This window comes from Salisediminibacterium beveridgei (assembly GCF_001721685.1).
GTDB classification, from domain to species: domain Bacteria; phylum Bacillota; class Bacilli; order Bacillales; family Salisediminibacteriaceae; genus Salisediminibacterium; species Salisediminibacterium beveridgei.
In genome coordinates this window covers 1,033,337-1,058,192 of the sequence record NZ_CP012502.1, presented here as the reverse complement: position 1 = coordinate 1,058,192, position 24,856 = coordinate 1,033,337, and the positions used below count along the sequence as shown (strand labels likewise).

25 protein-coding genes are annotated in these 24,856 nt (G+C 47.6%); 1 reads left to right on the top strand and 24 read right to left on the bottom strand.

Annotated elements, in window-relative coordinates:
• Window positions 1–3: 3 nt before the first annotated feature.
• The 13 genes from BBEV_RS04780 to BBEV_RS04720 all read right to left on the bottom strand — a co-directional run bounded on the left by BBEV_RS04780 (window position 4) and on the right by BBEV_RS04720 (window position 12,139).
• A complete protein-coding gene (locus BBEV_RS04780; protein WP_069364430.1) occupies window positions 4–516 on the bottom strand; it encodes a metallophosphoesterase family protein in 513 nt (170 codons plus the stop codon).
• Window positions 513–1,136 carry an XTP/dITP diphosphatase gene (locus tag BBEV_RS04775; RefSeq protein WP_069364429.1) on the bottom strand — a complete coding sequence of 208 codons (624 nt, stop codon included), beginning with the start codon at window positions 1,134–1,136 and terminating at the stop codon, window positions 513–515. The genes BBEV_RS04780 and BBEV_RS04775 overlap by 4 nt, the downstream gene beginning before the upstream one ends.
• Window positions 1,136–1,927 carry a ribonuclease PH gene (gene rph / locus BBEV_RS04770; protein ID WP_069364428.1) on the bottom strand — a complete coding sequence of 264 codons (792 nt, stop codon included), beginning with the start codon at window positions 1,925–1,927 and terminating at the stop codon, window positions 1,136–1,138. Before rph ends, BBEV_RS04775 begins: the two co-directional genes overlap by 1 nt.
• A 14-nt stretch (window positions 1,928–1,941) precedes the next feature.
• Window positions 1,942–2,772, bottom strand: coding sequence for a glutamate racemase (gene racE / locus BBEV_RS04765; protein ID WP_069364427.1), 831 nt, complete (start codon window positions 2,770–2,772; stop codon window positions 1,942–1,944).
• 22 nt (window positions 2,773–2,794) lie between these two features.
• Window positions 2,795–3,247 (bottom strand): MarR family winged helix-turn-helix transcriptional regulator, encoded by a 453-nt coding sequence (locus tag BBEV_RS04760; protein WP_069366596.1) that lies wholly within the window; start codon window positions 3,245–3,247, stop codon window positions 2,795–2,797.
• Window positions 3,248–3,443: 196 nt separating this feature from the next.
• Complete coding sequence (gene ptsP / locus BBEV_RS04755) at window positions 3,444–5,159, bottom strand: phosphoenolpyruvate--protein phosphotransferase (protein WP_069364426.1); 1,716 nt, start codon at window positions 5,157–5,159, stop codon at window positions 3,444–3,446.
• On the bottom strand, window positions 5,159–5,422 hold the full coding sequence (locus BBEV_RS04750; protein WP_069364425.1) for a phosphocarrier protein HPr: 264 nt from the start codon (window positions 5,420–5,422) through the stop codon (window positions 5,159–5,161). The genes ptsP and BBEV_RS04750 overlap by 1 nt, the downstream gene beginning before the upstream one ends.
• Window positions 5,423–5,712: 290 nt before the next feature.
• Complete coding sequence (locus tag BBEV_RS04745; RefSeq protein ID WP_157100920.1) at window positions 5,713–6,618, bottom strand: PRD domain-containing protein; 906 nt, start codon at window positions 6,616–6,618, stop codon at window positions 5,713–5,715.
• Window positions 6,619–6,638: 20 nt separating this feature from the next.
• The gene (locus tag BBEV_RS04740; RefSeq protein WP_069364423.1) at window positions 6,639–7,100 is read right to left on the bottom strand and encodes an acyl-CoA thioesterase; all 462 of its coding nucleotides are present in this window, start codon (window positions 7,098–7,100) and stop codon (window positions 6,639–6,641) included.
• A 93-nt stretch (window positions 7,101–7,193) separates the two neighbouring features.
• Window positions 7,194–7,958, bottom strand: coding sequence for a succinate dehydrogenase iron-sulfur subunit (gene sdhB, locus BBEV_RS04735; RefSeq protein WP_069364422.1), 765 nt, complete (start codon window positions 7,956–7,958; stop codon window positions 7,194–7,196).
• On the bottom strand, window positions 7,955–9,727 hold the full coding sequence (gene sdhA, locus BBEV_RS04730) for a succinate dehydrogenase flavoprotein subunit (RefSeq protein WP_069364421.1): 1,773 nt from the start codon (window positions 9,725–9,727) through the stop codon (window positions 7,955–7,957). The genes sdhB and sdhA overlap by 4 nt, the downstream gene beginning before the upstream one ends.
• Window positions 9,728–9,754: 27 nt before the next feature.
• The gene (locus BBEV_RS04725; RefSeq protein WP_069364420.1) at window positions 9,755–10,369 is read right to left on the bottom strand and encodes a succinate dehydrogenase cytochrome b558 subunit; all 615 of its coding nucleotides are present in this window, start codon (window positions 10,367–10,369) and stop codon (window positions 9,755–9,757) included.
• A 420-nt stretch (window positions 10,370–10,789) separates the two neighbouring features.
• A complete protein-coding gene (locus BBEV_RS04720; protein WP_069364419.1) occupies window positions 10,790–12,139 on the bottom strand; it encodes a TrkH family potassium uptake protein in 1,350 nt (449 codons plus the stop codon).
• Between the two features lie 144 nt (window positions 12,140–12,283).
• On the opposite strand from BBEV_RS04720, the gene BBEV_RS04715 reads away from it, so the two are divergent.
• Entirely contained in the window at window positions 12,284–12,709 is a 426-nt protein-coding gene (locus BBEV_RS04715) for a DUF2507 domain-containing protein (RefSeq protein WP_069364418.1), read from the top strand.
• A gap of 115 nt (window positions 12,710–12,824) precedes the next feature.
• Here BBEV_RS04715 and BBEV_RS04710 read toward each other — a convergent pair whose 3' ends face one another.
• The 11 genes from BBEV_RS04710 to BBEV_RS04660 all read right to left on the bottom strand — a co-directional run bounded on the left by BBEV_RS04710 (window position 12,825) and on the right by BBEV_RS04660 (window position 24,764).
• Window positions 12,825–14,072 (bottom strand): aspartate kinase, encoded by a 1,248-nt coding sequence (locus BBEV_RS04710; RefSeq protein WP_069364417.1) that lies wholly within the window; start codon window positions 14,070–14,072, stop codon window positions 12,825–12,827.
• A gap of 173 nt (window positions 14,073–14,245) precedes the next feature.
• Complete coding sequence (gene uvrC, locus BBEV_RS04705; RefSeq protein WP_069364416.1) at window positions 14,246–16,027, bottom strand: excinuclease ABC subunit UvrC; 1,782 nt, start codon at window positions 16,025–16,027, stop codon at window positions 14,246–14,248.
• A 165-nt stretch (window positions 16,028–16,192) separates the two neighbouring features.
• Window positions 16,193–16,510 (bottom strand): thioredoxin, encoded by a 318-nt coding sequence (trxA, locus tag BBEV_RS04700; RefSeq protein WP_069364415.1) that lies wholly within the window; start codon window positions 16,508–16,510, stop codon window positions 16,193–16,195.
• Window positions 16,511–16,736: 226 nt separating this feature from the next.
• Window positions 16,737–17,708 (bottom strand): electron transfer flavoprotein subunit alpha/FixB family protein, encoded by a 972-nt coding sequence (locus BBEV_RS04695; RefSeq protein ID WP_069364414.1) that lies wholly within the window; start codon window positions 17,706–17,708, stop codon window positions 16,737–16,739.
• Window positions 17,709–17,726: 18 nt separating this feature from the next.
• Window positions 17,727–18,497, bottom strand: coding sequence for an electron transfer flavoprotein subunit beta/FixA family protein (locus BBEV_RS04690; RefSeq protein WP_069364413.1), 771 nt, complete (start codon window positions 18,495–18,497; stop codon window positions 17,727–17,729).
• Window positions 18,498–18,566: 69 nt separating this feature from the next.
• The gene (locus BBEV_RS04685; RefSeq protein ID WP_069364412.1) at window positions 18,567–19,349 is read right to left on the bottom strand and encodes an enoyl-CoA hydratase; all 783 of its coding nucleotides are present in this window, start codon (window positions 19,347–19,349) and stop codon (window positions 18,567–18,569) included.
• 5 nt (window positions 19,350–19,354) lie between these two features.
• Window positions 19,355–19,969, bottom strand: a complete 615-nt coding sequence (locus BBEV_RS04680) for a fatty acid metabolism transcriptional regulator FadR (protein WP_157100919.1) — start codon at window positions 19,967–19,969, stop codon at window positions 19,355–19,357.
• Between the two features lie 102 nt (window positions 19,970–20,071).
• A complete protein-coding gene (locus BBEV_RS04675) occupies window positions 20,072–21,766 on the bottom strand; it encodes an AMP-binding protein (protein WP_069364410.1) in 1,695 nt (564 codons plus the stop codon).
• A gap of 164 nt (window positions 21,767–21,930) precedes the next feature.
• Window positions 21,931–23,619: a long-chain-fatty-acid--CoA ligase gene (locus tag BBEV_RS04670; RefSeq protein ID WP_069364409.1), complete on the bottom strand. Its 1,689-nt coding sequence runs from the start codon at window positions 23,617–23,619 to the stop codon at window positions 21,931–21,933.
• 251 nt (window positions 23,620–23,870) lie between these two features.
• The gene (locus BBEV_RS04665; RefSeq protein WP_069364408.1) at window positions 23,871–24,119 is read right to left on the bottom strand and encodes a hypothetical protein; all 249 of its coding nucleotides are present in this window, start codon (window positions 24,117–24,119) and stop codon (window positions 23,871–23,873) included.
• A 228-nt stretch (window positions 24,120–24,347) separates the two neighbouring features.
• Window positions 24,348–24,764 carry a DUF350 domain-containing protein gene (locus BBEV_RS04660; RefSeq protein ID WP_069366595.1) on the bottom strand — a complete coding sequence of 139 codons (417 nt, stop codon included), beginning with the start codon at window positions 24,762–24,764 and terminating at the stop codon, window positions 24,348–24,350.
• Window positions 24,765–24,856 lie beyond the last annotated feature (92 nt).

The following is a 24,856-nucleotide window of genomic DNA, read 5'->3' as shown; positions in this document are numbered from 1 at the left end:
CAACTATTCTTTCGGAAAAGTTTTTGAGAGATCCGTTAATTTTTCACCATTCACATTATAAAACGTCACGGAATACACATGAGCATCTGACTCAATAATGGCATAAGATCCTGCCGGATACCCTCTCGGTTCACGGAGACTCCCCGGGTTCACGAGCAGAAGCCCTCTGCTTAAAACCGCTGTCGGCTGATGCGTATGTCCGAACAGACAGATCGTCGCTTCAGCTTCCTGGCCTTTATAGACGAGATTCAATTCAGACATCTTGATGCCAAACAGATGGCCGTGCCCGGCAAAGAACCGTTCTTCACCTGCATCCTCGACGATTTCATCAGGGAAGTCTTTCCCAAAGTCACAGTTTCCGGATACCGTATGAATGCCTTCAAGTTCAGGGGTATCTTTCTTCAATTCCGAATCACCGCAGTGAAACATGATATCGACTTCTTCTTTATGACGGTCACGAACTTCGCCAACCTCTTTGACCCAGCCGTGACTGTCGCTGATCACCAATGCTCTCATGATTTGGCCTCCTCTTCATGTTCGAGAACCCATTCATCCCACAAGCCTTCGAGCTGCCTCAGAGCGTCAGCCCTGTGACTTCGCTGGTTCTTTTCTGCTCTTGTCAGATGAGCCATCGTCCGCTCTTCACCCTTCAGGATAAACAATGGGTCATAGCCGAATCCTTCTGTACCGCTCAGTGTTTCCGCAATCCTGCCTTCTGCAGTGCCGCGGACAGTCTTAATAACACCCGACGGAAATGCCGCAGCGAGGACACAGACAAAACGGGCCGTCCGCTGTTCTTCCGCCTTTCCTTCAAGGGCTTTGAGCAGTTTTTGATTGTTTGCATCATCGTTGTTTTTTTCGTCACCTGCGTAACGGGCAGAATAAATGCCCGGTTCCCCGTCTAAGGCGTCGACTTCAAGGCCTGAATCATCAGAGATCACGGTAATCCCCAATGCTTCTGCGACAGTGACGGCTTTCTTAATGGCGTTCGCTTCAAACGTGAGACCGTCTTCAACAATGTCAGGGATCTCTGTCGTATCGAGAAGCGATTTCACCTGAATACCTCTTTCATGAAAGAATTGTTCGAATTCAGATACTTTCCCCTGGTTTCGGGTAGCGATCATGACTTCCTTCATTACTTCTCATTCCCTTCACCAGCGGCAGAACTCCAGGCGGCCACCTGCTGCTGACCGATGGTCTCGGCAAACTCACCGATCACATCCCGCTGCACCTCGATCAGCCGGGCAATCCCAATTTCCGCTACGTCCAGCATCCGATTCATTTCTTTACGGGAAAACGTTGCTTCCTCGCCCGTTCCTTGTACTTCCACCAGCTCGGCGCTCCCGGTCATGACCACATTCATATCCACATCTGCGGCAGAATCTTCATTGTAATCAAGATCAAGGAGTACTTCCCCGTCTGAAGAGACACCGACCGAAATCGCTGCAAGGAAGTCCGTCATTGGGTTTTTTGTTAATTTTTCATCCTGAATCAACTGCTCAAAGGCGAGAGCCACGGCCGTAAACGCACCGGTGATCGATGCTGTGCGTGTACCGCCGTCGGCCTGAATGACATCACAATCCACCCAGATCGTCCGCTCGCCCAACGCGTCCAAATCAATCACGGACCGAAGTGCACGGCCGATCAGACGCTGAATTTCCATCGTCCGTCCTGTGACTTTCCCTTTGGATGATTCTCTGACGTTTCGTGTTCCTGTGGCCCGGGGCAGCATCGCATATTCCGCTGTCACCCAGCCTTTTCCCTGACCTCTGAGAAAAGGCGGGACCCGCTCTTCGATACTTGCCGAACAAATCACTTTCGTATCACCGAAGGATACCAAAACGGACCCTTCCGGGTGCATAATATAATTCGGGATCATTTCGATCACCCGTAATTGATCATTTAAACGTTCATAAGCTCTGGTCATCGTGCAGACCCCTCCTATTGATTTGTTGATGAACCGGTTTTGACCGGTAACTGCAGATCCGTCTTTCTGATATCAAGATCCGCACGTTTGAGCCAAGATTCCGCAATGTTTTTAAACATCGCCTTGGCTCCAGTAGTATAAAACACATGATCAGGTCTGCGCTCACCTGAAAACAGCAGTTTCTTGTGGTACAGGAGAGAACTCACTTCACGGGCCGTTTCGTCCCCGGAACAGATCACATGGATCCCATCGCCCACAACCTGCTGAATTTCCTTTTCGATCATTGGATAATGGGTACACCCCAAGATGAGACTGTCCACCGGGTAATCCAAAAGCGGCTTCAACGCTTCGGAGATCACGTCGAGGGCCTCTTCCTCCGTGAAATGGCTCGATTCCACAAGCGGAACCAATGTAGGACAGGCAAGACTGACCACCTTCACGTCATCGTTGATGGATTTCAGCTCATCGTAATACGATCCGCTTGAAATCGTTCCTTCTGTTCCGATGACACCGACTTCAAGGTTTTCAGTGACTTTCAGTGCCGCGATGGCGCCAGGGTGAATGACACCGATCACCGGTATCGGTAAACGCTGCCTTGCCTCTTCGAGAATGACCGCAGAAGCGGTGTTGCAGGCAATGACCAGAATCTTGATATCAAAAGACATCAGATATTCGATCATTTCCCACGAATAATCCGCTACTTCAGAAGCAGGTCTCGGTCCGTAAGGGCATCTGAGCGTATCCCCGATATAAATAATTTCTTCTTTTGGCAGCTGTCGCATCAGTTCTGAAACAACAGTCAATCCCCCAACTCCCGAATCGATTACACCAATAGGTCGTTCCACATGACATCCTCTTCTCTTTTAATTAAAATGATTTCCACGTTTGTGCGTCCCGTTTCATTTCATTCGATAAATGGAGAAGGCCACTCTCCACCTGGGCCACTTCTTCTTCCGGCAGTCGTTCGAGCACTTGAGACAAATACTCCCTGCGCTGACTGATGACCTCCTGAATAATGGTCGCACCTTTTTGTTGCAGGTGGATCCTGACCACGCGACGATCTTTTTGATCTTTCACCCGTTCCACCAGCTCATTATTTTCCATCCGGTCGATCAGGTCAGTGGTCGTGCTGCAGGCGAGATACATCTTGGAAGACAGTTCGCCGATGGTCATATCTCCGGATTCATGCAGCCACTGTAAGGCGATAAATTGCGGCGGTGTGATCGGAAATTCATTCAGAATCTCCCGGCCTTTTTGTTTTACAATGTCTGCAATGGTACGCAGGGATTTTTCAATCACAGCCACTTGCTCAGCGTTCATATGCTGGGTTGTATCGCTCATGGTCATCGTACTCCTTTCAAGGCATAGCGAAAAGACGATGCTGCATCGTCCACTCTTTGCATTAGTTTAACACAGGATCGATTTCGCCGCACCCGCAGCTTTGACTGTCAAAGCGATCAAAGGAAAATCCACCCAGACCGGTTCGGCTGAGTGGATTGTATGCCTTCTGCATGGATCAGAGGAACCGCTTTAGGACAAGTGACTCGACTTCTTCTGATGTGTTTAAACGCAAGGCTTCCTTCGCGACTTCCTCCGCATCCTTTTTCGTCAGTTTACTGAGCTGACTTCTTGCAGGGAGGATCGAAGTAGCGCTCATGCTGAATTCATCAAGACCCAGACCGACGAGGAGCGGAATGGCAATTTCGTCACCGGCCATTTCACCGCACATCCCGGTCCATTTGCCCTCCTGATGAGAGGCATCGATGACCATTTTCACCAAATTCAAAATCGCAGGATTGTAGGGCTGATACAAGTAGGATACCTGTTCATTCATCCGGTCTGCGGCCATCGTGTATTGAATCAGATCGTTTGTGCCGATGCTGAAAAAGTCGACTTCCTTGGCAAATTGCGGTGCCATTACTGCCGTTGAAGGAATCTCGACCATAATGCCGACCTCAATATTCTCTCCGACTTCGACGCCTTCGTCTTTCAGCTTCTGTTTCTCGTCGTCAAGCATCGCCTTCGCCTGCCGGAACTCTTCAAGGGTCGCAATCATCGGAAACATGATCTTCAGGTTTCCGAATGCGCCTGCCCGAAGCAACGCACGCAATTGTACACGGAACATGTCATCTTTTTCGAGACAGAGCCGGATCGCCCGGAATCCGAGAAATGGATTCATTTCCTTCGGCAAATCCAGATATGGCAGTTCCTTGTCTCCGCCAATATCAAGGGTACGGATGACTACAGGCTTCTCCCCCATCTCTTCCGTCACTTTCTTGTAGGCTTCAAACTGTTCCTCTTCAGTAGGCAGTTCATCACGTCCCATGTAGAGAAATTCAGTGCGGTAGAGGCCAACGCCTTCCCCGCCATTGTTCTGAACACTTTCCAAATCTTCCGGTGTGCCAATATTGGCAACGAGTTCCACCTGAACACCATCTGCCGTAACAGAAGGTTCATTCTTCAGTTTCGCCCATTCTTTCTTTTTCTCTTCAAAATCAGCCTGTTTTTTGCGGTACGCATCGAGTTCCTGATCCGTCGGATCAACAATCACTTCGCCATCGAGACCGTCAATGATGATCGTTGTCCCCGCTTCCACTTGATCCGTAATGGATTTCGTCCCCACAACTGCGGGAATTTCCATCGAGCGGGCCATGATAGCGGAGTGAGATGTCCGTCCACCGATATCGGTTGCAAAACCGAGCACGAACTGTCTGTTCAACTGAGCAGTATCCGATGGTGTTAAGTCATCAGCCACCAGAATGATCTCTTCCTGAATTTCTGCCAGTGAAACGATCGGCTGCCCCAACACATGAGCCAAAACCCGTCTGGACACGTCGCGGATATCTGCCGCACGTTCTTTCATGTACTCATTATCCATAGACTCAAACATACTGACGAACATCTGCGTCACTTCAGTCAACGCTTGCGCCGCATTGGCAGAATCATTCTTGATTTTCTCTTTGATCGGATCGATGAGTTCCGGATCGCGAAGGACAAGAAGATGGGCAGAAAAAATCTCTGCGTGCTCTTCCCCGAGATCATCCAATGTTTTCTTACGTATGGCTTCGAGTTCACTCGTGGACTGAGCCAGTGCCTCGTCAAGCTTTGCAATTTCCTGGTCCGGATTGTCCACTTTATGGTCATCAAAGCTTAAGTCGGGCACTTCCATTCGAAAAGCTTTCGCAATCGCGATACCTGATGATGCTGCGATTCCTGTCAGCTTATTTCCCATTATTTCGATAAACCTTCCTGCATGACGCCATCCAATGCTTCCATGGCTTCATCTGCATCCGGACCTTCAGCTTTGATGGTGACTTCCGCATTTTGACCAACGCCAAGAGACATGACGCCCATGATCGACTTCAAATTCACGGATTTCCCTTTGTATTCCAGTGTAATTTCGGACTCGAACTGACCTGCTTTGTTGACCAGCTGTGTTGCCGGACGTGCGTGAATACCTGTGTCTGCTGTAATCGTGAAATTTTTCTCTGCCATGTTGAAACACTCCTTGGATTAATGTAGTAGAGGCTTGGCCTCGTCTTATTCTGTATCCCGATCATGATTGAACAATTTGTTTTCCGGAATACCCATTTCTACCTATTCACTTTACCCTGTTTACACGGAATCATGCACAAATTCGTAAATTTCATCATAAAAAAAGCATGAGTAAGAGAAAAAGCGGGCATTGCAACGAACATTCACAGAATGTGACGCGCTGAAAGGCACACCTTCTTCTTTACTCATGCCTGATCAAGTCAGTAACACGTAAACGAATGAAGTGCTGATTATGAATTTGGTTCAGTCTGATCTTCTTCCAAGACCGAATGCAGGGCAAGCATGAGATGCAGGGCATCCTTATCACCAACAGACATGCCGTCTGTCTTCTCAATCATGCGGATTACGTTACGCGATATAGTATAGCACAGATCAAATGAATCCTTCAAGTGCATGATCGTATCCATGACGACTTGGTCATTGACCGGTGGTTCCGGGTCCCGAATGATCTGATTCATCAAGCTGACGAATCGTCTCACCGACCGGGATTGTTCCGTCAGCTTCATTTGCGCTTTTTCTTCAACGTAGGAGAGAGAGCGTTCAATTAAATCGTTATGACTGCCAGCATGCTGATGTGGATTCACGCTTCGTAAAGCACTTTGGATGTGCAGCGTTACAAAACCGACCTCCGCCTCCGGAAGCGTTAAGCCGGTACGTTTGTTTAAGTACTGGACCGCTTTTTCAGCAAGCTGATAGCTCTCACGGTATAACCATTTTGTCTCCAGAAGAAACGGATTCTGAATATCCGTTCCATCCGTCGTGCGTTTCAGTGCCAATGCCAGATGCTGCGTCAATGCAAAGACAGTGGCATCTGGCCACCTGAAACCGATCTCTGCCTGAATGGGCTGTATCGCTTCATGGACTGCCAACAGCCGTTCTTCATCATCCTCTTTCACAAGCGCCTTGTACCGGGCCTGTTCGGTTTCATCCATCAATCTGTACACCTTGTCATGTTCCATATCGGTATAGGCATCGCCTTTTTTCTTGCCGAACCCTATCCCTTTGCCGATGAAGATCACCTCAGACGATCCTCCGTCTGCAGCAATCACGACATTATTATTCAATGCTTTTACCACTGTATACCCTGGTTCCACCATCATTATCCGCCCCACAGATTCAGTTTCTGCGTTTATCATAGCCCTTGAAAGCGCTGACGTCAACGCCTTGGCATGTGGGATTCGAGCCGATCTTTCTCCTCTTTTGTCCACGGGATACTTTTACCGGTTTTCGCAGAGACCTGCACAATGCTGCCCCTGCCTGTAAAACAGATATCCCCGCTCCCATTCACCGCCATATAATGAATATCCATCGACGAATTGCCGACCCGGTTCAGTTTCAAACCGATTTGAAGTTCTTCATCGAAATACACCTGTCTCATATAATCGCAATGCAGATCTGCCGTGACAGGGATGGCCTCTGTTTCTTTCTTCGTCCAGTCCTGCATCAGCCCGATCTGTTTAAAAAAAGAAATCCGACCATGCTCAAAATAGACAAACGTTGTCGTATTATTCAAATGTCCGAATGCATCGGTTTCGGAAAACCGCACCGTAACCGGATAGAAGTATTCGAACTCATTACGCCATAAAGGCAAATCTTCAATATAGTCTGGTACGCCCATCGCTGTTACACCTCTTTATTGAGTGATTGTTCATTCATTGATTGGTTGTAAAAGACAAAGAGAGAAGGCTGCTTCTCTCTTTGTCCGCTTTCGTTATGCTGTGTGATCGGTACCGAAAAAGTTTTTGAAAGACTGCAATGTCGTTTCCCGGTTCAAAGCTGCAATGGAAGTCGTTAACGGAATTTCTTTCGGACAGGCTTCCACACAGTTTTGCGAGTTCCCACAGCTGGCCAGTCCGCCTTCTCCATCCATCAAGGTCTGCAGGCGCTCTGCCTTATGCATTTCTCCTGTTGGATGGGCGTTGAACAGCCGCACCTGCGATAACGCTGCAGGGCCGATGAACTCAGATTTACTGTTCACATTCGGACACGCCTGCAGACAGACCCCACACGTCATACATTTGGACAACTCATAGGCCCATTCACGCTTCGCTTCAGGCATTCTTGGTCCTGAGCCAAGATCGTGTGTCCCGTCGATCGGTACCCAGGCCTTGACACGTTTGAGGGAATCAAACATTCTGCTTCGGTCCACTGTCAGGTCCCGGACCACCGGGAAGGTATTCATCGGCTCGAGCCGGATCGGCTGTTCGAGCTGATCAATCAGTGCTGTACAGGATTGCCGCGGCTTTCCGTTAATCACCATGGAACAGGCCCCACAGACTTCCTCGAGACAGCTGGCATCCCAGGCAACTGCTGTTGTATCCTCACCCTGAGCATTTTCCGGGTTTCGACGGATTTCCATCAGTGCCGAGATGACATTCATGTTGGTACGGTACGGAATCTCAAATCTCTCCTCGTACGGAGCGGATTCCTGGTCCTTCTGCCGTGTGATAATCATTGAGATGGTGTTCTCACTCATGCCTTCGCACCCGCTTTCTTCGTGGAGGTATAATCTCGCTTTCGCGGTTTGATCAGTGTCACATCCACATCTTCATATTCGAAATCAGGATCCTTCGTTTCCGGATTGTATTTCGCTTTGGTTGTCTTCAACCACTCTTCATCATTACGATCCGGGAATTCCGGTTTGTAATGTGCACCGCGGCTTTCGTTCCGGTTCAATGCACCGACGGCAACCACGCGGGACAGATTCATCATCGCCTTCAACTGACGGATGAATGCAGCGCTTTGATTCGACCACTGCGCGGTATCATCAATACTGATGTTTTCATAACGCTCAAGGAGTTCCACGATGGTCTCGTCTGTCTTTTGCAAACGCTCATTGTCACGAACCACTGTCACGTTCTCCGTCATGATTGCCCCGAGTTCCTGATGCAGTTTAAAGGCGTTCTCATTGCCGTTCATCGTCAAAATCTTGTTGAATTCATCCTGATCCTTCTGCACCTGGGCATCGAACACTGCGCTGTCCATTTCCTCAGCGAGCTGCTCCAGACCGTCGATATATTCTGCTGCTTTCGGTCCGGCAACCATTCCGCCGTAAATGGAGGAAAGTAACGAGTTGGCACCCAGCCGGTTCGCACCGTGGATGGAATAATCGACCTCACCTGCAGCAAACAGGCCCGGGATATTCGTCATCTGATCGTAATCCACCCAGAGACCGCCCATGGAATAATGCACCGCAGGGAAAATCTTCATCGGTACTTTACGCGGATCGTCTCCCATGAATTTTTCGTAGATTTCCATGATCCCGCCGAGCTTGAGGTTGAGCTCCTTCGGATCCTTGTGGGACAAGTCGAGATAGACCATGTTCTCGCCGTTAATGCCGAGCTTTTTATCGACACAGACTTCAAAGATTTCACGCGTGGCAATATCACGTGGCACGAGATTCCCGTATGCCGGATATTTCTCTTCAAGGAAGTACCACGGTTTACCGTCCGCATCATAGGTCCAGACGCGTCCGCCTTCACCCCGGGCAGATTCACTCATCAGACGCAGTTTGTCGTCCCCTGGAATCGCCGTCGGATGAATCTGAATAAATTCACCGTTGGCATAATAGGCGCCCTGCTCATAGACTGCTGCGGCCGCATAGCCGGTATTGATCATGGAGTTGGTCGATTTTCCGAAGATGATCCCCGGTCCACCTGTAGCCAGAATCACGGCGTCTCCGCGGAACGATTGAATTTCAGATGTAGTGAGGTCCTGAGCGGTGATCCCGCGACAGACTTGGTCGTCGTCGAGAACGGCGTGCAGGAATTCCCAGCCTTCATATTTGTTTACGAGACCATCCACTTCAAAGCGGCGCACCTGCTCATCCAAAGCATACAGCAGTTGCTGTCCGGTGGTTGCACCGGCGAACGCTGTGCGGTGATGCTGTGTCCCGCCGAATCGTCTTAAAGCCAGAAGACCTTCGCCTGTCCGGTTGAACATCACGCCCATCCGGTCGAGAAGATGAATAATACTCGGTGCCGCGTCACACATTGCCTTGACTGGCGGCTGATTTGCGAGGAAGTCTCCGCCGTAAACCGAATCATCGAAATGCTCCCACGTGGAGTCACCTTCCCCCATCGTATTTAAGGCTCCGTTAATGCCGCCCTGGGCACAAACGGAGTGTGAACGTTTGACGGGAACCACGGAAAAGAGTTCCACCGTCATTCCTCTTTCTGCTGCTTTTATTGTCGCCATCAGGCCGGCTAATCCGCCACCGATAACGATAATTTTACCTTTGCTCATGTCACACACACTCCTTCTATTGGACTTCTAGATGACAAACGCCAGGATGGCACGGATACCCACAAACGTCAGCGCCACGAAGATTCCCATGCTCACGTATTGTGAGATCTTCTGAGATCTTGGAGACACGGTAATGCCCCAAGTGATCAGGAACGCCCAGATTCCATTGGCTAAGTGGAACGTTGCTGCAACGATCCCGATAATGTATCCGATTAACGCAATCGGACTCGCTACGATATCCGCCATCATATCAAAATTGACTTCAGCACCAAGCATCTTCTGTATTCTTGTATCCCATACATGCCAAACCACGAAAATAAACACGACCACCCCGGATACCCGTTGAAGCATGAACATCCAGTTGCGGAAATAGCTGTATGTAGATGTGTTGTTCTTTGCCTGGAATACAATATACATTCCATAGATCGCGTGGAACAGTAATGGCAGGAAAATTAAGAAGATTTCAAGGAAGTATACAAATGGAAGGCTTTCCATGAAGGCGACTGCATCATTGAAAGCTTCTTCACCTCTTACAGCGTAATAGTTCACTGATAAGTGCACAATCAGAAATGCACCGACCGGAATTACACCAAGCAAGGAGTGGAGTTTTCTGTAGAAAAATTCACGATTATTTGTTGACATGTCATTCTCCCCCTGTAATGAATTAGGTTGGTCTTTCTTTCGTTTTAAACCGGAACGTTTAATACCCCCCTTTGAAGTAAAATCAGCCGGACCGCTTTACAAATAATGTTAAACGAATTGACAAGGAACTATCACAACTTTGTATAAAGTTTGACAATTTCATTCTACTCCTCAATCGAACACCCGTCAAGAAAGCGGATTCAGTATTATTTTAACAGAAAAACGATTTGAAATGTGAACCTTCGTACTATTCAGATAATTTTTCCGGATGAAACCACTCCTTTCGAATCTGTAAGAGAGAAGCGGACCCCCTTTTGAGAAAACGGTCCGCTAATTGAGAATTCATTCAGTTTTTGTAAATTTGTGCAGTAATAAGCATTTCACTATTTTACCATAGAGTAATATTTTCCCTTATTCAGTTTATCCAATAATAATCCGTTCTTTCGGATAGTGGAAATGGGTCTTCTTTTCCTGGGCGCGGATCGAAAACAGGAACGCAACCAGGCCGACCCGGCCGATGAGCATAAGGATCATCAGGATCGTCTGGCTCCCAAAGGACAAATCAGGCGTAATGCCCATCGACAAACCCGATGTCCCGAACGCCGAACTCGTCTCAAAGACAATGGCAATCAAGGCGACTTCGTTCCCCTGTTCAATATGACTGATGCCGGTGATCGCTGCGAACAGCCCCACTGCAAAAACCGAGAGGACGATAAACGATTTTTGCTGGTCCTCCACGTGGATTTCCCGGCCGAATACCTTCACGTCTGAGCGACCCATTGCAAAACTGCGGATCGTCAGGAACATGACCGCAAGCGTCGTCGTCCGGATCCCCCCTCCGACACTCGACGGGCTGGCTCCGATGATCATCAATCCTGACAGGAGAAGAAGACTCGCGAGGGTCAGATCATTCATATCCATCGTCGAAAGTCCCCCGCTTCTGGCTGTAGCCGAGTTAAAGAGGGAGAAGAACAACTGCTGATGCCAGACCATGCCGTCATAATAAGCAGTACGCTCCGTGATCCACAGACCGGCAGCACCAATCCCGAAGACAATGAAATAGGTCGACGTCGCGATTTTGGTAAACAGGCTGAAACGAAACGACCGGTCCGACGTCGTAAAATATTCCTTCAATTCCATCAATACCGGAAACCCGATCGCCCCGGCGAAGATCAGAAGAATATTGACAAGCTGCACAAAGTAATCATCCGCAAAAGGAACCAGTGATTGCCCCGTCACATCGAAGCCGGCGTTTGTGAAGGCCGTTAACGCACCAAATGCCCCCTGATAAAAGGCTTCACCCACGGTATCGAAGTAATTGATATAATATGTACCAAGAATCAGTGCACCGGCAAGTTCAATGCCAAATGCGACGAAGAGAATGCCGCGCATCAGCTTCACCAGTCCTGCAAAGGAAATCTGATTATGGTCGACCATAATCAGCATCCGCTGCGACAGGGCAATCTTTCGGCCGAGCACCATCCAGACAAACGTCCCCAGTGTCATCACGCCGATGCCCCCGAGCTGAATGGCAGCTGCGAGGAAAAAGATCCCCAGCGGACTGTAGGTTTCTGAGACATTTACGACGGTAAGTCCCGTCACACTAACGGCACTTACCGCTGTGAAAAGCGCTTCAGTGTAACTGACGTACACCCCTTCCTGCGCAGAAGCGGGAAGGAAAAGGAACACACTGAACAGAAACATGGCGATAATATAAGAAGCCACAATAATACGAAATGGCGATAGTAATTTGGATGTTCCGAGCTTCATAAAAATAACCTCCCGTTCAATACGGAGATTAGTATATCATGTTACCGGACAGTTCACTATATGTTATCCAAAAATCAGCCATTTCAAGATAAGATGTGGTAGACTGAACACATAAGAGATTGATTCAGATAAGGATGAGGACCCATGTTCAAAAAGAAACAGACGCAGGAAATCCCTGAAAGCATTTCAGGATTTGGCTATGACATTTTACGCAATGACTTGATTCCCGAGCTTCTCGGTGAAGATGAAGGTATGATTCTCTATTATTCCGGAAAGTACCTGGCTCGAAAGTACGCGGAGGATGCCAGGATGGATCTCCCTGCTTTTTTCGCAAAATGCGGCTGGGGAGAACTGACCCTCATCAAGGAGAAGTCCAAACAGATCACTTATGAACTCACGACATCGTTTCCCATCAGTGAACGCTCCTTTTCGCTTGAAACAGGCTTTCTTGCCCAGCTTGCCGAATTGGATAAAAATGCGGTGTCAGAAGGATCTTTCATCATTAAAAAGAAAGACCCCTCTCTTGTGGAGATCCAGGTCATCTCAGATTTAAAAGACCCCGTCGATTAATATTGTTTTAAAAACCAGCACTCCGGTCATTACCGGGGTGCTGGTTTCATGTCATACATCATCGGAACGATGCCATCTATTTAAGGAATGGAGCATCAATGCCATTGAGACGTTATCAGGAACTGAGTGCTTCGACTTTCTCAAGTTCCTCTGCATCAAGTTTAAACTTGGAATGAAGGGCATTTGCCGCTTTGATCATATCTGATTCAGGGACTACTGCCGAAACGCCAATCTCAGAGGTGGAGACCATCATGATCTCAATTTCTTCTTCAGAGAGTGTCTCAAACATATCCGCTGCGACACCTGGGTTGGAAATCATACCTGATCCGACGATCGATACTTTACTCAGCATACTTTGATGACGAACCATGGAATAACAAAGTTCTGCTTTGTTCTCCTCAAGGATCTCAAGCGCGCGTCCCAATTTATCCGTATCGACGGAGAACGAGACATTCAGCGCATGATCACTGGTTGTTTGCTGAATAATCAAATCCACATTGATTCCCTCGTTGGCGAGCAGTTTAAAGATGACAGCCATCGTGTCATATTGGTTGGGTAACCGTTCAATCGAAATCTTTGTAATATCCTTTTCAAAAGCAAGACCCCGTACTACGAGATTCTTCTCCATGGATGGTTCCTCCTCCACAAGTGTTCCTTCTACTTCCTCCATACTGGATGCAACAATTAACGGTACGCTGTAATTCTTCGCAAACTCAACGGCACGCGGGTGAAGTACACCTGCACCGAGATTCGCCAATTCAAGCATCTCGTCGTATGAAATACTCGGCATTTGCCGCGCCTGCTTCACATAGCGCGGGTCTGCTGTGAATACACCCGTTACGTCGGTGAAGATCGAGCACGATTCTGCTCCAAGAGCTGCTGCAAGCGCCACAGCCGTTGTATCTGATCCACCACGACCGAGTGTCGTGATATTGCCTTCGTCACTGATGCCCTGAAATCCGGCAACAAGAACCGCTTTCCCCTCGTCCAGGTAATCCTGGACAGCTGATTTGTCGATATCCGTGATGCGTGCATCTCCATGTGTACATTCGGTCTGGATTCCCGCCTGCCAGCCCGTTAAGGAGACAGCTTCCACGTTCAATTCATTCAATGCCATCACGACGAGTGAAATCGTAACCTGCTCCCCTGTCGTTAACAGCATATCCATTTCCCGCGGATCCGGATCATCTGTAATATCGTTTGCAAGGTCGACCAGTTTATCTGTGGATTTCCCCATTGCGGATACCACGGTCACAACCTGATCTCCTGCTTCCATTCGTCGTTTAATCCGTTCTGCCACCCGTTTGATTTTTGCAGTATCTCCGACGGATGTACCTCCGAACTTCTGAACTACCGTTGCCAATGTCGATTCCTCCTTGAGTTTTTTGGTGAATCGTTCATTTGTTATTACTTGCCGCTTCGTCCGGATTTGTAACCTCATGAATAAAAAGGATGAGAGCAAATTTGACGAAACTGTGGACAAGCACATCTATAAGCATAACAAGACCCCAGTTCAGAGGCAATTCTGTTCTAGCTTCATTTGTCAGCCTCATTCTCGATAGCCTTCTTTAAGGAGGAAGCAACGGACTGAGGGATGCCTACACGCTCGATTTCTTCCAATGACGCCGATTTGATCCGTTTCAAGGATCCAAATGACTTTAAAAGTAGTTTTTTCCTTTTATCTCCGATTCCTTCCACATCATCCAGAATTGATTGAAACTGTGATTTTTTCCGGACATTCCGGTGAAAGGTAATCGCAAAACGGTGCACTTCATCTTGAATACGCTGCAGTAAATAGAATGCTTCGCTCGTCCGCTTCAACGTAATGGCTTCCGGAGGATCACCAATCATCAGCTGTGATGTGCGGTGCTTATCATCCTTAACGAGTCCGCAAACCGGGATCGACTGACTTAATTCATCTTCCAAGACACTTTGTGCAGCAGAGATCTGACCCTTCCCCCCATCGATGACGATCAGATCCGGCAATGGCGCGCCCTCGGTCAACAGCCTCTTGTAGCGCCGTCTGACCACTTCACGCATCGATTCATAATCATCCGGCCCCTCAACCGTCTTCACTTTATATTTCCGGTAGCTTTTCTTGTCCGGTTTCCCGTCAACGAAAGCGACCATCGCCGATACCGGATCGACACCCTGTATGTTGGAATTGTCAAAGGCTTCGATGCGGTAAGGGGTATCGATTTTCATGGCTTCGCCCAATTCTTTGATGGCAAGGATCGTTTTCTTTTCGTTCTTTTCAATCAGATCAAATTTCTCTTTGAGGGCCAGGTTGGCATTTTTTCTGGCCAGATCAACCAGCTGTTTTTTCTGGCCCCGCTTCGGCTCAATTGCATTTACCTTTAGAAAATCTGACACGATGTCCGTATCCACTTCTGGCTGCACGAAAATTTCCTTCGGCAACGGATGCTGCTCATCGAGATAAAATTGGCCGATAAACGCATAGAAATCATCCACCGGTTCCTGGTAGACCGGGAACAAGGAAACATCCCGTTCAATCAGTTTCCCCTGCCTGACAAAAAACACTTGCACACACATCCAGCCTTTGTCGACTTCATAACCGAACACATCCCGGTTGCCAAGATCCGTAATTGTGATCTTTTGTTTCTCCATCACATTTTCGATGTGGCGGGTCTGATCACGCAGTTCCTTGGCCCGTTCAAAATTCATCTCTTCTGAAGCCTCATACATTTTTTGTTCGATTTGTTTTTTGACTTCTTTATGACCGCCGTTTAAAAACCGTGCAATCTCCTGAACCATTTCTTTATTGGTTTGCTTCGTGACAGTAAACTCACATGGCGCGAGGCATTGCCCAATATGATAATACAAACAGACACGATCGGGCAGCGTACGGCACTTTCTGAGGGGATACAGTCTGTCCAGCAGCTTTTTTGTCTCGTTGGCTGAGTAGGCGTTCGGATATGGACCGAAGTATTTCCCGCCATCTTTTTTGACCTTGCGGGTCGTGATCAGTCTCGGGTGCTCTTCGTTCGTAATTTTTATGAAAGGATACGTCTTATCATCTTTTAATAAGACGTTGTATCTTGGTTCATATTTCTTGATCAGATTCTGTTCCAACAGCAGGGCTTCGAGTTCAGAATTCGTCACGATGTATTCGAAATCCGCTATTTCGCTGACCAGCATTTGTGTCTTCTGATCATGTGTACCCGAAAAATAAGAACGAACCCGGTTTTTCAACACTTTTGCTTTTCCGACGTAGATGATGGTTCCGTGTTTATTCTTCATTAGGTAACACCCAGGCTGGGCCGGAAGCAAATCCAATTTATGTTTAAATTCAAGCATCTGTCATTCTCCTTGTCATCAATGGTTCTCTGTGGCGCTAGTGTACCATATCCCCCGATCCGCTTTAAGAAAAACGCTGCCTGACAATCCCCCGTATGCTTACACAGTCCAGAAATCAAAAAAAAGCAACAGTCCTGAGTAGGACTGCTGCTGGTCTGTTGATTTTTATGACATGTGCTTGTTCAATGTGTTTGCCAGGGCGTCTTTCGGTTGGAAACCAACGACCTGATCCACGACTTCGCCATCTTTAAAGATAAGCAGTGTCGGAATACTCATCACACCAAATTTACCGGCTGTCTGTTGATTTTCATCTACATCCAGTTTTACAATTTTCAACTTATCGCCCATATCTGCATCCAGTTCTTCAAGTACCGGTGCAATCATCTTACAAGGTCCGCACCATGGCGCCCAAAAGTCTGCAAGTACTACACCTTGTCCAGTTTCTTCTGCAAACGTTGCGTCCGAAGCTTTTACAATTGCCATCTTAAACATTCCTCCTTGTTATCTTTCTGGTATTCATATACCCTATAGCGTATTATACTAAACATTCTGCGTCATGAAAAGTATTTTTTCCTAAGGGTTGTAACACCATCATAAATCATATATTGCAATTAATCAAAGATACTGTTTCACAAACTGCTCTTCCCTTCATAAGCAACACGAAGGCCCGGGGAAGTGTCAGTTCACCCGGGCCTTTGATTCAGTCTTTTCACACAACAACTTTTTTAAATTCTTCGATCAATTTAGGCAAGGTATCGAAAAGATCGCCGACAATACCGTAATCCGCCATTTGGAAAATTTCTGCTTCTGGATCTTTGTTCAGGGCAACAATCACTTTTGAGTTGGACATCCCCGCAACGTGCTGAATGGCACCACTCAAGCCAACCGCAATATACAGATCAGGTGTAACCACTTTTCCTGTCTGCCCAATCTGCAGGGCATAGTCGCAGTACTCAGCATCACACGCGCCACGGGACGCACCAACCGCACCTCCGAGAAGGTCTGCGAGTTCATCGAGCATTTTGAAATTTTCCTCTGACTTCAGTCCACGTCCGCCGGCCACAATCACAGATGCCTCCGAGAGGTCCACACCTGTAGCTGTATTCTTAACGACATCTTTAATGATCGTCTGCAAATCAGCAATAGCCACATCAACCGTTTCTACAGATCCACTTTTCGAGGTGTCTGCTTCCTGTGCAGGAATATTGTTCGGGCGGATGGTTGCAAAAACAACGCCATCTTTCGATTTCACTTTTTCAAAAGCCTTACCGGAATAAATTGGTCGCGTGAACACTGGATCTTCGCCGTCCATTTCGATACCGACGGCATCTGAAACGAGACCCGCTTCCATACGAGCAGCAAGTTTCGCGGACAAGTCACGTCCAAGGGAAGTATGCCCCATAATGACTGCATCCGGCTCCTCTTGATCCACCAGTGCCATCGCTGCCTGCGTATAACCCTCCGGCGTATAGTTTTTCAGTTTGTCATGATCGACAACAACCACACGGCTTGCACCATAATGAAACAGCTGATCGGCGCGATCTTTCACACCGCTGCCGAGAAGAGCACCGACAATCTCGCCATCAGGAGCGATCTGTTTCGCTGCAGCAATCGCTTCAAACGACACATTTCTGAATTCCCCATCACGCATTTCTCCAATGACTACTACTTTATTGGCCATAATTCAAATCCCTCCTGTTTAAATGACTTTCGCTTCGTTCTTCAGCAGTGACACCAGTTCAGTAACCTGTTCATCCACTTCACCTTCAAGTATTTTACCGGCTGCCTTCGGTGGCGGAAGGTAAATTTCTACCCGTTCGGTTTTTCCTCCCACGTCATCCTCGTCGAGGTCGAGATCATCGAGATCGAGTTCTTCCAACGGTTTTTTCTTCGCCTTCATAATGCCCGGCAACGATGGGTAGCGGGGTTCATTTAATCCCTGCTGCGCTGTGAGGAGCACAGGAAGCTGCAATTCAATGAATTCCTGATCGCCTTCTACATCTTTTTCAATACTCACTGTTGTGCCGTCGACACTGACACTGACTACCGAAGTGACATGAACCATGCCGAGCCGTTCCGCTAAGCGTGGACCGACCTGTCCCGAGCCGCCGTCAACGGCCACGTTACCACCGAGAATCATATCCACTTCTTTATCGGCAAAATAACCTGCAAGAATTCTTTCAGTGGAGTACGTGTCTCCGTCTTCCACATCTTCATCTTCAATCAGAACCGCTTTGTCGCCTCCCATCGCCAGGCCTGTTCTCAGCTGCTTTTCAGCTTCCTCATCACCGACTGTGACGAGTGTCACTTCACCGCCATGCTCATCGCGCAATTGGATTGCTTCCTCAATGGCATATTCATCGTACGGATTAATGATAAATTCAGCGCCGTCCTCAGAAATTTGCCCGTTTTCCAGCTGGATCTTCTCTTCCGTGTCAAAAGTTCGCTTCATAATGACGTAAATGTTCATTCCGTTCCCTCCTGTTTTTGAAGTGAATGTGAAACGCTTTCAAATGAATCTATGTTGAAAACCGCTGAATCAGCGATCTTCAAACTTTGGAGGACGCTTTTCAAGAAACGCCCGAATACCTTCTGCTGCATTTTTCGTCTCAGCCAGGTCTCCGAAGAGCACGGCTTCTTTTTCCTGCCCCCGTTCCAGGGAGTCCCGTTCTGCTTCGTGAATCAGTTCCAGGACCGCTGCCAGATTTTTAGCCGGCTTCGCTGCCATTTTCCCGGCGATGCTCATTGCTTCCCCGAGCGGATCATCTTCGGATACCAATTGATTGGCGAGTCCGAATGCCACCGCTTCTTCGCCCGAAATCGGATCTGATGTGAGGGTCATCTGCAGCGCCTTCGCATGACCGACGATGCGAGGTAACCGCTGTGTACCGGCAAATCCAGGGATCAGTCCGAGATTCAGTTCCGGAAGACCGAGTTTAGCTGAAGACGTCACCAGACGCATATGACAAGCCATAGCCAGTTCCAGACCGCCACCAAGTGCAGCGCCGTGAATAACGGCAATCACCGGTTTGGAGAGTGTCTCGATCATACGGAATACCCGTTGACCTTCCCGGGCGGTTTCCCGAAATTCATTGGCATGCGTCATTTCAGTGAATTCTTTGATATCCGCTCCTGCAGCGAAAAACTTCCCTTCGCCTTGAAGGAGGATGACTTTTGCCTCCGGGTTATCCCCGAGTTCTTTGAATACCTCATCCAGCTCAGCGATCATTGATTCGGAAATCGCATTTGCCGGTGGATTACTCAGTGTCACAATTGCCACATGATTTTCAAAACGAACCGACGTTAATGATGTGTCAGACATCAAGTTCACCCTTTCCCTTTGAGTTCTGGCTGACTCTTCAGCGACAACCCTTTGATCAGCATATCGCTGATGTCTGATGCGAGAGGCGTGAGCGCATACTTACGCTCCTTCATCACCCAGTTTGTCGCCACTTCATCCACTGCTCCGAAAATGATCTGACGGGCAATGCGGATATTCAGGCCAGGGTCGAACAAACCTTGTTTCATGCCTTCTTCGAGAAGCCCGTCAATCAGACCCAGGTACCCTTTCAGCACTTCATTGACTTTGTAACGCATGTTCGTGTTCGATTGACGCAATTCCAGCTGTGTGACGATCGCCAGATCCGGATCGAGTTCCAATTGGGTGAAATGCATTTCCACCATGATCTCCAGCTTCTTCTCAATGCTCTCCACATGACTGATCTCATGTTGGATCCGATCCACAAAAATACTCATTTTTTCTTCAAACATGGAGATCAGAATGTCTTCTTTATTTTTAAAATAAAGATAAATCGTGCCATCTGCCACGCCGGCTTCCTGTGCTATTTTTGACACTTTTGAATTGTGATAGCCGTTTTGGGCAAACACAACCACTGCAGCATCGATAATTGCGTCATACTTCGGACCTTTTTTCCTGCCCATCTCATCACATCCTCTGCTTCCAATAAATGAATGATTATTCATTCATAATATCATTGTAGTCGACAACCCAAGCACTGTCAACACAAAGGTGCGCTGAAATACTCAGCCTGATTTTCTCGCTTTTTCCTTTTCTTCTTCGAGCAATGCCCGTCTCAGAACCTTACCTACCATCGTCTTCGGTAATTCTTCGCGGAATTCATAAAGTTTCGGTACTTTGTAAGAAGACAGTCGTTCCCGGCAAAATGCATCCAGATCTTTCTCCGACACCTCATGACCTTCACGTTTTACGATAAAGGCTTTGACGGTTTCCCCACGGTAAGGATCCGGCACGCCGACTGCAACAGCTTCTTGTACGGCTGAATGTTCAAACAGAACTTCTTCAATTTCCCTTGGATAAATATTGAATCCACCGGCAATGATCATGTCCTTCTTCCGGTCAACGATATAGAAAAATCCTTCTTCATCCATATAGCCCATATCTCCGGTTAAAAGCCAGCCATCATGGAACGTGGCATTCGTTTCTTCCGGCCGGTTCCAATACCCTTTCATAACCTGAGGACCTCGAATGATCAATTCGCCCACTTCACCTGGCTCCGCCGGTTCACCCGTCTCCGCAGAGAGGATTGCCACATCGGTATCTGGCCACGGAAGACCAATGCTGCCTGTCGGCCGCTTTCCCCACATCAGATTGAAATGCGTTACCGGGGATGATTCGGTCAGTCCAAATCCTTCAGATAATTTGCCACCGGTCAGTTTCTCAAATCGCTGCTGGACTTCCAATGGGAGCGGTGCTGAGCCACTGATACAAATCTCAATGGAACTCAGATCGTATTTCTCCACGTCAGGATCGTTGATGAGGCCAATGTACATGGTTGGTGCACCCGGGAAGATCGATGCTTTTTGCTTTTGAATGGCATCGAGCGTCTGTTTCGTATCGAATTTCGGCAGGATCACCATCTTGTTGCGGTCCATCACAGAGAAATTCATCCCCACTGTCATACCGTACACATGGAAAAATGGCAAGGCACAAAGGAGCACTTCATTCCCGTGATCAATCTTATACATCCAGCGAATGCACTGCGTCGTATTGGAAACCAGATTCATATGCGTCAGTTTCACGCCTTTTGCCACGCCGGTTGTTCCACCGGTGTATTGCAACAGCGCCAGGTCATTTTCGGGATCAAGCTCCAGGGGAATCTCCTTTGACGGATTCTCCTTCACGACCTTCTTAAAGGCATGAACGCTATCCCCGAAGTCGACCTTGGGAATAAATCCGTATTGTTTCTTTTGTATAAACGGATAAATCAGGTTCTTCGGAAACGGCAGATAATCCTTGATTCCTGTTACAATCACATGCTCAAGCGACGTCTTATCGATCACATTCATCACTCTTGAATACAACAGATCCAGACAGATCATGATCTTTGCTCCTGAATCCACCATCTGATGCTCCAGTTCACGTTCCACATACAAAGGATTCGTTTGAACGACCACGGCACCTGCTAAGAGCGCTCCATAATAACTTACAACAGACTGGGGTGTATTCGCAAGCATAATCGCTACCCGGTCGCCCTTTTGAATGCCTAAACCTTTCAGTCCATTGGCAAATGAAAGGGCTTCGTGATAGACCTCTTTAAACGTCATTTCCTTCCCCATAAAGTGCAGCAGCACTTTATCCGGTTCTTCCATTGCCCCGTCACGCAGATAATCCTGCAATGGGCGCCGATCATAATCAATCTGTTCAGGTACTTCCTCAGGATAGTGTGTGAGCCACGGTCTTGCTACTGTTTCTGACATATTCCTGTTCCTCCTCAACCTCCCTTTCCTCGAAAAACTACTCTCTCTCATCCCCTATTCTATATGAAACCGATTACAAATGTGAATAGTTAATGACAAAATAATTTCCCCTGATGATGAAAAAATCAGGGGAAACACTCGCAAATTTCGAGATTTGCACATTTTTATTCTTTTTGTTTTGCTTTTTCTTCATCCACCAGCACACGACGAAGGATTTTACCAACCATGGTTTTCGGCAATTCATCACGGAACTCATAATATTTCGGGACTTTAAATGAGGCAAGCTGTTTGCGTGAAAACTCATCAAGCTCTTCTTCCGTCACTTCAGACCCTTCTTTGAGTACAATGAATGCTTTAACCGTTTCACCACGATACGGATCCGGGACGCCTATGACACAAACTTCCTGCACGGCTTCGTGCTCATAGAGAATTTCTTCCACTTCTCGGGGATAAATATTAAACCCGCCGGCAATGATCATGTCCTTCTTGCGATCGACGATGAAAAAGTATCCTTCGTCATCCATATAACCCATGTCGCCGGAGAGGAACCAGTCATCCCTGAAGGAGGCCTGGGTGGCTTCTGGAAGTTTCCAATACCCCTTCATGACCTGCGGACCACGAATGCAGATTTCACCTACTTCATTAGGCTTGGCAGGTTCTCCTGTCTCGGCGGACAAGATCATGATGTCTGTATCCGGCCAAGGGAGTCCAATGGATCCCGGCTTTCGCTTCCCCCAGATCAGGTTGGCGATCGCAACCGGTGCCGTCTCAGTGAGCCCGTAGCCTTCTACCAGGCGTCCTTTCGTTACTTCTTCAAATTGGCTCTGCACCTCAATAGGCAAAGGTGCCGAACCGCTGATGCATGCCTTGATGGAGGACAGATCGTGCTTACTGATATCCGGGTGATTCAACAAGCCGATATACATCGTCGGCGCACCAGGATAAATGGTTGCCTTGTGCTTTTCTATCGCCTTCAAAATCTTTTTCGGATCAAATTTCGGCATGATAATCATTTTATAACCAAGACGGATACTCAGATTCATAACCGTTGTCATACCGTACACATGGAAAAATGGCAATGCCGCCATGACCACCTCTTCCCCAGGGATCATTTTGTACATCCATTCCTCACACTGCTGGGTATTGACCGTCAAATTGTAATGCGTCAGCATGACACCTTTGGCTGGACCTGTTGTACCCCCGGTATACTGGAGCAGTGCAAGGTCATTTACCGGATCGATATCAAGCGGGATCTCTGTCTCTGTTCCTTTTTCAAGTAAATCCGTAAATGAGTGCAAATGATCGTTATACGTGAGATCCACTTTAATGCCGGTATTCTTCTTCTGAATAAACGGGTAGATAAAACTTACCGGAAACGGCAGATAATCCTTAATGCCTGTGACAATCACATGCTCAAGATCGGTCTTATCCTGAATTTTTGACACTCTTGGATAGACGAGGTCGAGACAGATCATGACTTTGCACCCTGAATCATTCATTTGGTGCTCGATCTCCCGTTCCACATAGAGCGGGTTCGTTTGTACCACAACCGCACCGGCAAATAAGGCTCCGTAATAGGAGATCACGGCCTGCGGCGTATTCGCAAGCATGATTGCGACTCTGTCACCTTGCTTGACACCCAGACTCCGAAGCTGATTAGCCAGCTTCATTGCTTCTGTGTAAACCTGACTGTACGTCATTTCCTTCCCCATAAAATGAAGCGCCTGTTTGTCCGGGTATTTCTCACTCGCCCGTTTCAGGTAATACTGAAGGGGTTGTTCCTCATAATCGATGGACGTCGGGATCTCCTCTGGATAATGATCAAGCCATGGTTTTTCCACTAGCGTTTGCATCGTGTAACCTCCTTTTAATCGTTCACTGTCCACTTTCCCCAAAGCAGATAAAGAGGCATACTTCTCTTACCTTCTATTGTAATGAAAACGCATACAAAAAGAAACTGATTTGTAGAAATTTTTTGACTTTTTTCGTAAAGCCTTGACAAAACATCGTTAAAATGGATGGCGACTTTTTTGTAACCCTGTAAAACGGGGTTCTGAAACATCCGTAAAGCCGGCCCGTTTTACCGGACCGGCTTTACTGAAAATCAGGATTCGTTATTTCCACCGTCGTCATTACCGCCATCATCAATGTCAATCTCAATGGCGTTATTTCCATTGTTTCCTGAGTTTTCTTCACCATTTCCATCAAACATTGGTAAAAAGAAATTTGCGAGGAAATACAAAATAATTAGGACAATAATGGTAATGAAGCCGTACTTGATAAATGTGGCACCGACCCGAGAAGGCTCCTTTCGTTTTTCCACCTTCTCTTCGCGCTTAAAATCGTCACTCACGGGTAAAACTCCTTTTTCATTCGTCGTTATGCTTTTGAATACAAGATGCGATAACTGCATCTATGTAGTGTTTTCCCGTAATCTTGGATCATAAACGCTTTGTTCACGAAAATGGTTCTAAATTACCAATCGCTAAAACAGGTAAAGGAAAATAACCCCGGCAATGATGAAAATTCCCGAAAGACCAACCAATACTTTCCACAAAGTGTCCACGCACGATCATCCTTTCTACTGAAAAAGTAAAATACTTGAGCCGATGATGTAGGACAATGAGATGGACAGGATGAACGAAACCACACCGATCGCCCGATTATCACGCGCCAGTTCCTGATCTACACTGAATGCCGGTGTCAGAAATTCAAAGATGAAATAAACGAACAAAAGCAGAACAAAACCGTAAGCGCCCCATAGGAGCATCACGAGAATCGAATCATTTGCAGAAATGGAATGTCTGAATACATTGGCAATCCCGAAAATCTTCCCACTGATGCTTAAAGCCACAGCGACATTGCCCTTCTTCATCTCGTCCCAGGTCTTGTAGCTCGACACCATTTCAAAGATCGACAGGCTGACAATGATCATCATCACTGTCAGACTGTATACGCCAGCTGTATAGAGCCATTCATTCAAAAATAATTGATCCATCTGCCGCTGCCGCCTTTCTTTTTTGGTTCTGTTAGCGATCATTGTTGATGTCTCTCGCTATCGGGGGGGCGCTTGTTCTGCTCCACGATCAC

Coding starts and splice junctions, on each gene's coding strand:
- BBEV_RS04745 (WP_157100920.1), bottom strand. CDS start 6,618: ATGATAAACGCAGAAACTGAATCTGTGGGGCGGATAATGATGGTGGAA.
- BBEV_RS04715 (WP_069364418.1), top strand. CDS start 12,284: ATGTTCAAAAAGAAACAGACGCAGGAAATCCCTGAAAGCATTTCAGGA.
- BBEV_RS04725 (WP_069364420.1), bottom strand. CDS start 10,369: ATGTCAACAAATAATCGTGAATTTTTCTACAGAAAACTCCACTCCTTG.
- BBEV_RS04690 (WP_069364413.1), bottom strand. CDS start 18,497: ATGAACATTTACGTCATTATGAAGCGAACTTTTGACACGGAAGAGAAG.
- BBEV_RS04750 (WP_069364425.1), bottom strand. CDS start 5,422: ATGGCAGAGAAAAATTTCACGATTACAGCAGACACAGGTATTCACGCA.
- BBEV_RS04780 (WP_069364430.1), bottom strand. CDS start 516: ATGAGAGCATTGGTGATCAGCGACAGTCACGGCTGGGTCAAAGAGGTT.
- BBEV_RS04670 (WP_069364409.1), bottom strand. CDS start 23,619: ATGCAAACGCTAGTGGAAAAACCATGGCTTGATCATTATCCAGAGGAG.
- uvrC (WP_069364416.1), bottom strand. CDS start 16,027: ATGCTTGAATTTAAACATAAATTGGATTTGCTTCCGGCCCAGCCTGGG.
- BBEV_RS04695 (WP_069364414.1), bottom strand. CDS start 17,708: ATGGCCAATAAAGTAGTAGTCATTGGAGAAATGCGTGATGGGGAATTC.
- BBEV_RS04775 (WP_069364429.1), bottom strand. CDS start 1,136: ATGAAGGAAGTCATGATCGCTACCCGAAACCAGGGGAAAGTATCTGAA.
- BBEV_RS04680 (WP_157100919.1), bottom strand. CDS start 19,969: ATGGGCAGGAAAAAAGGTCCGAAGTATGACGCAATTATCGATGCTGCA.
- BBEV_RS04685 (WP_069364412.1), bottom strand. CDS start 19,349: ATGTCTGACACATCATTAACGTCGGTTCGTTTTGAAAATCATGTGGCA.
- trxA (WP_069364415.1), bottom strand. CDS start 16,510: ATGGCAATTGTAAAAGCTTCGGACGCAACGTTTGCAGAAGAAACTGGA.
- ptsP (WP_069364426.1), bottom strand. CDS start 5,159: ATGGGAAATAAGCTGACAGGAATCGCAGCATCATCAGGTATCGCGATT.
- sdhB (WP_069364422.1), bottom strand. CDS start 7,958: ATGAGTGAGAACACCATCTCAATGATTATCACACGGCAGAAGGACCAG.
- BBEV_RS04740 (WP_069364423.1), bottom strand. CDS start 7,100: ATGGGCGTACCAGACTATATTGAAGATTTGCCTTTATGGCGTAATGAG.
- sdhA (WP_069364421.1), bottom strand. CDS start 9,727: ATGAGCAAAGGTAAAATTATCGTTATCGGTGGCGGATTAGCCGGCCTG.
- BBEV_RS04675 (WP_069364410.1), bottom strand. CDS start 21,766: ATGTCAGAAACAGTAGCAAGACCGTGGCTCACACACTATCCTGAGGAA.
- BBEV_RS04720 (WP_069364419.1), bottom strand. CDS start 12,139: ATGAAGCTCGGAACATCCAAATTACTATCGCCATTTCGTATTATTGTG.
- BBEV_RS04660 (WP_069366595.1), bottom strand. CDS start 24,764: ATGGATCAATTATTTTTGAATGAATGGCTCTATACAGCTGGCGTATAC.
- BBEV_RS04760 (WP_069366596.1), bottom strand. CDS start 3,247: ATGAACGCTGAGCAAGTGGCTGTGATTGAAAAATCCCTGCGTACCATT.
- rph (WP_069364428.1), bottom strand. CDS start 1,927: ATGACCAGAGCTTATGAACGTTTAAATGATCAATTACGGGTGATCGAA.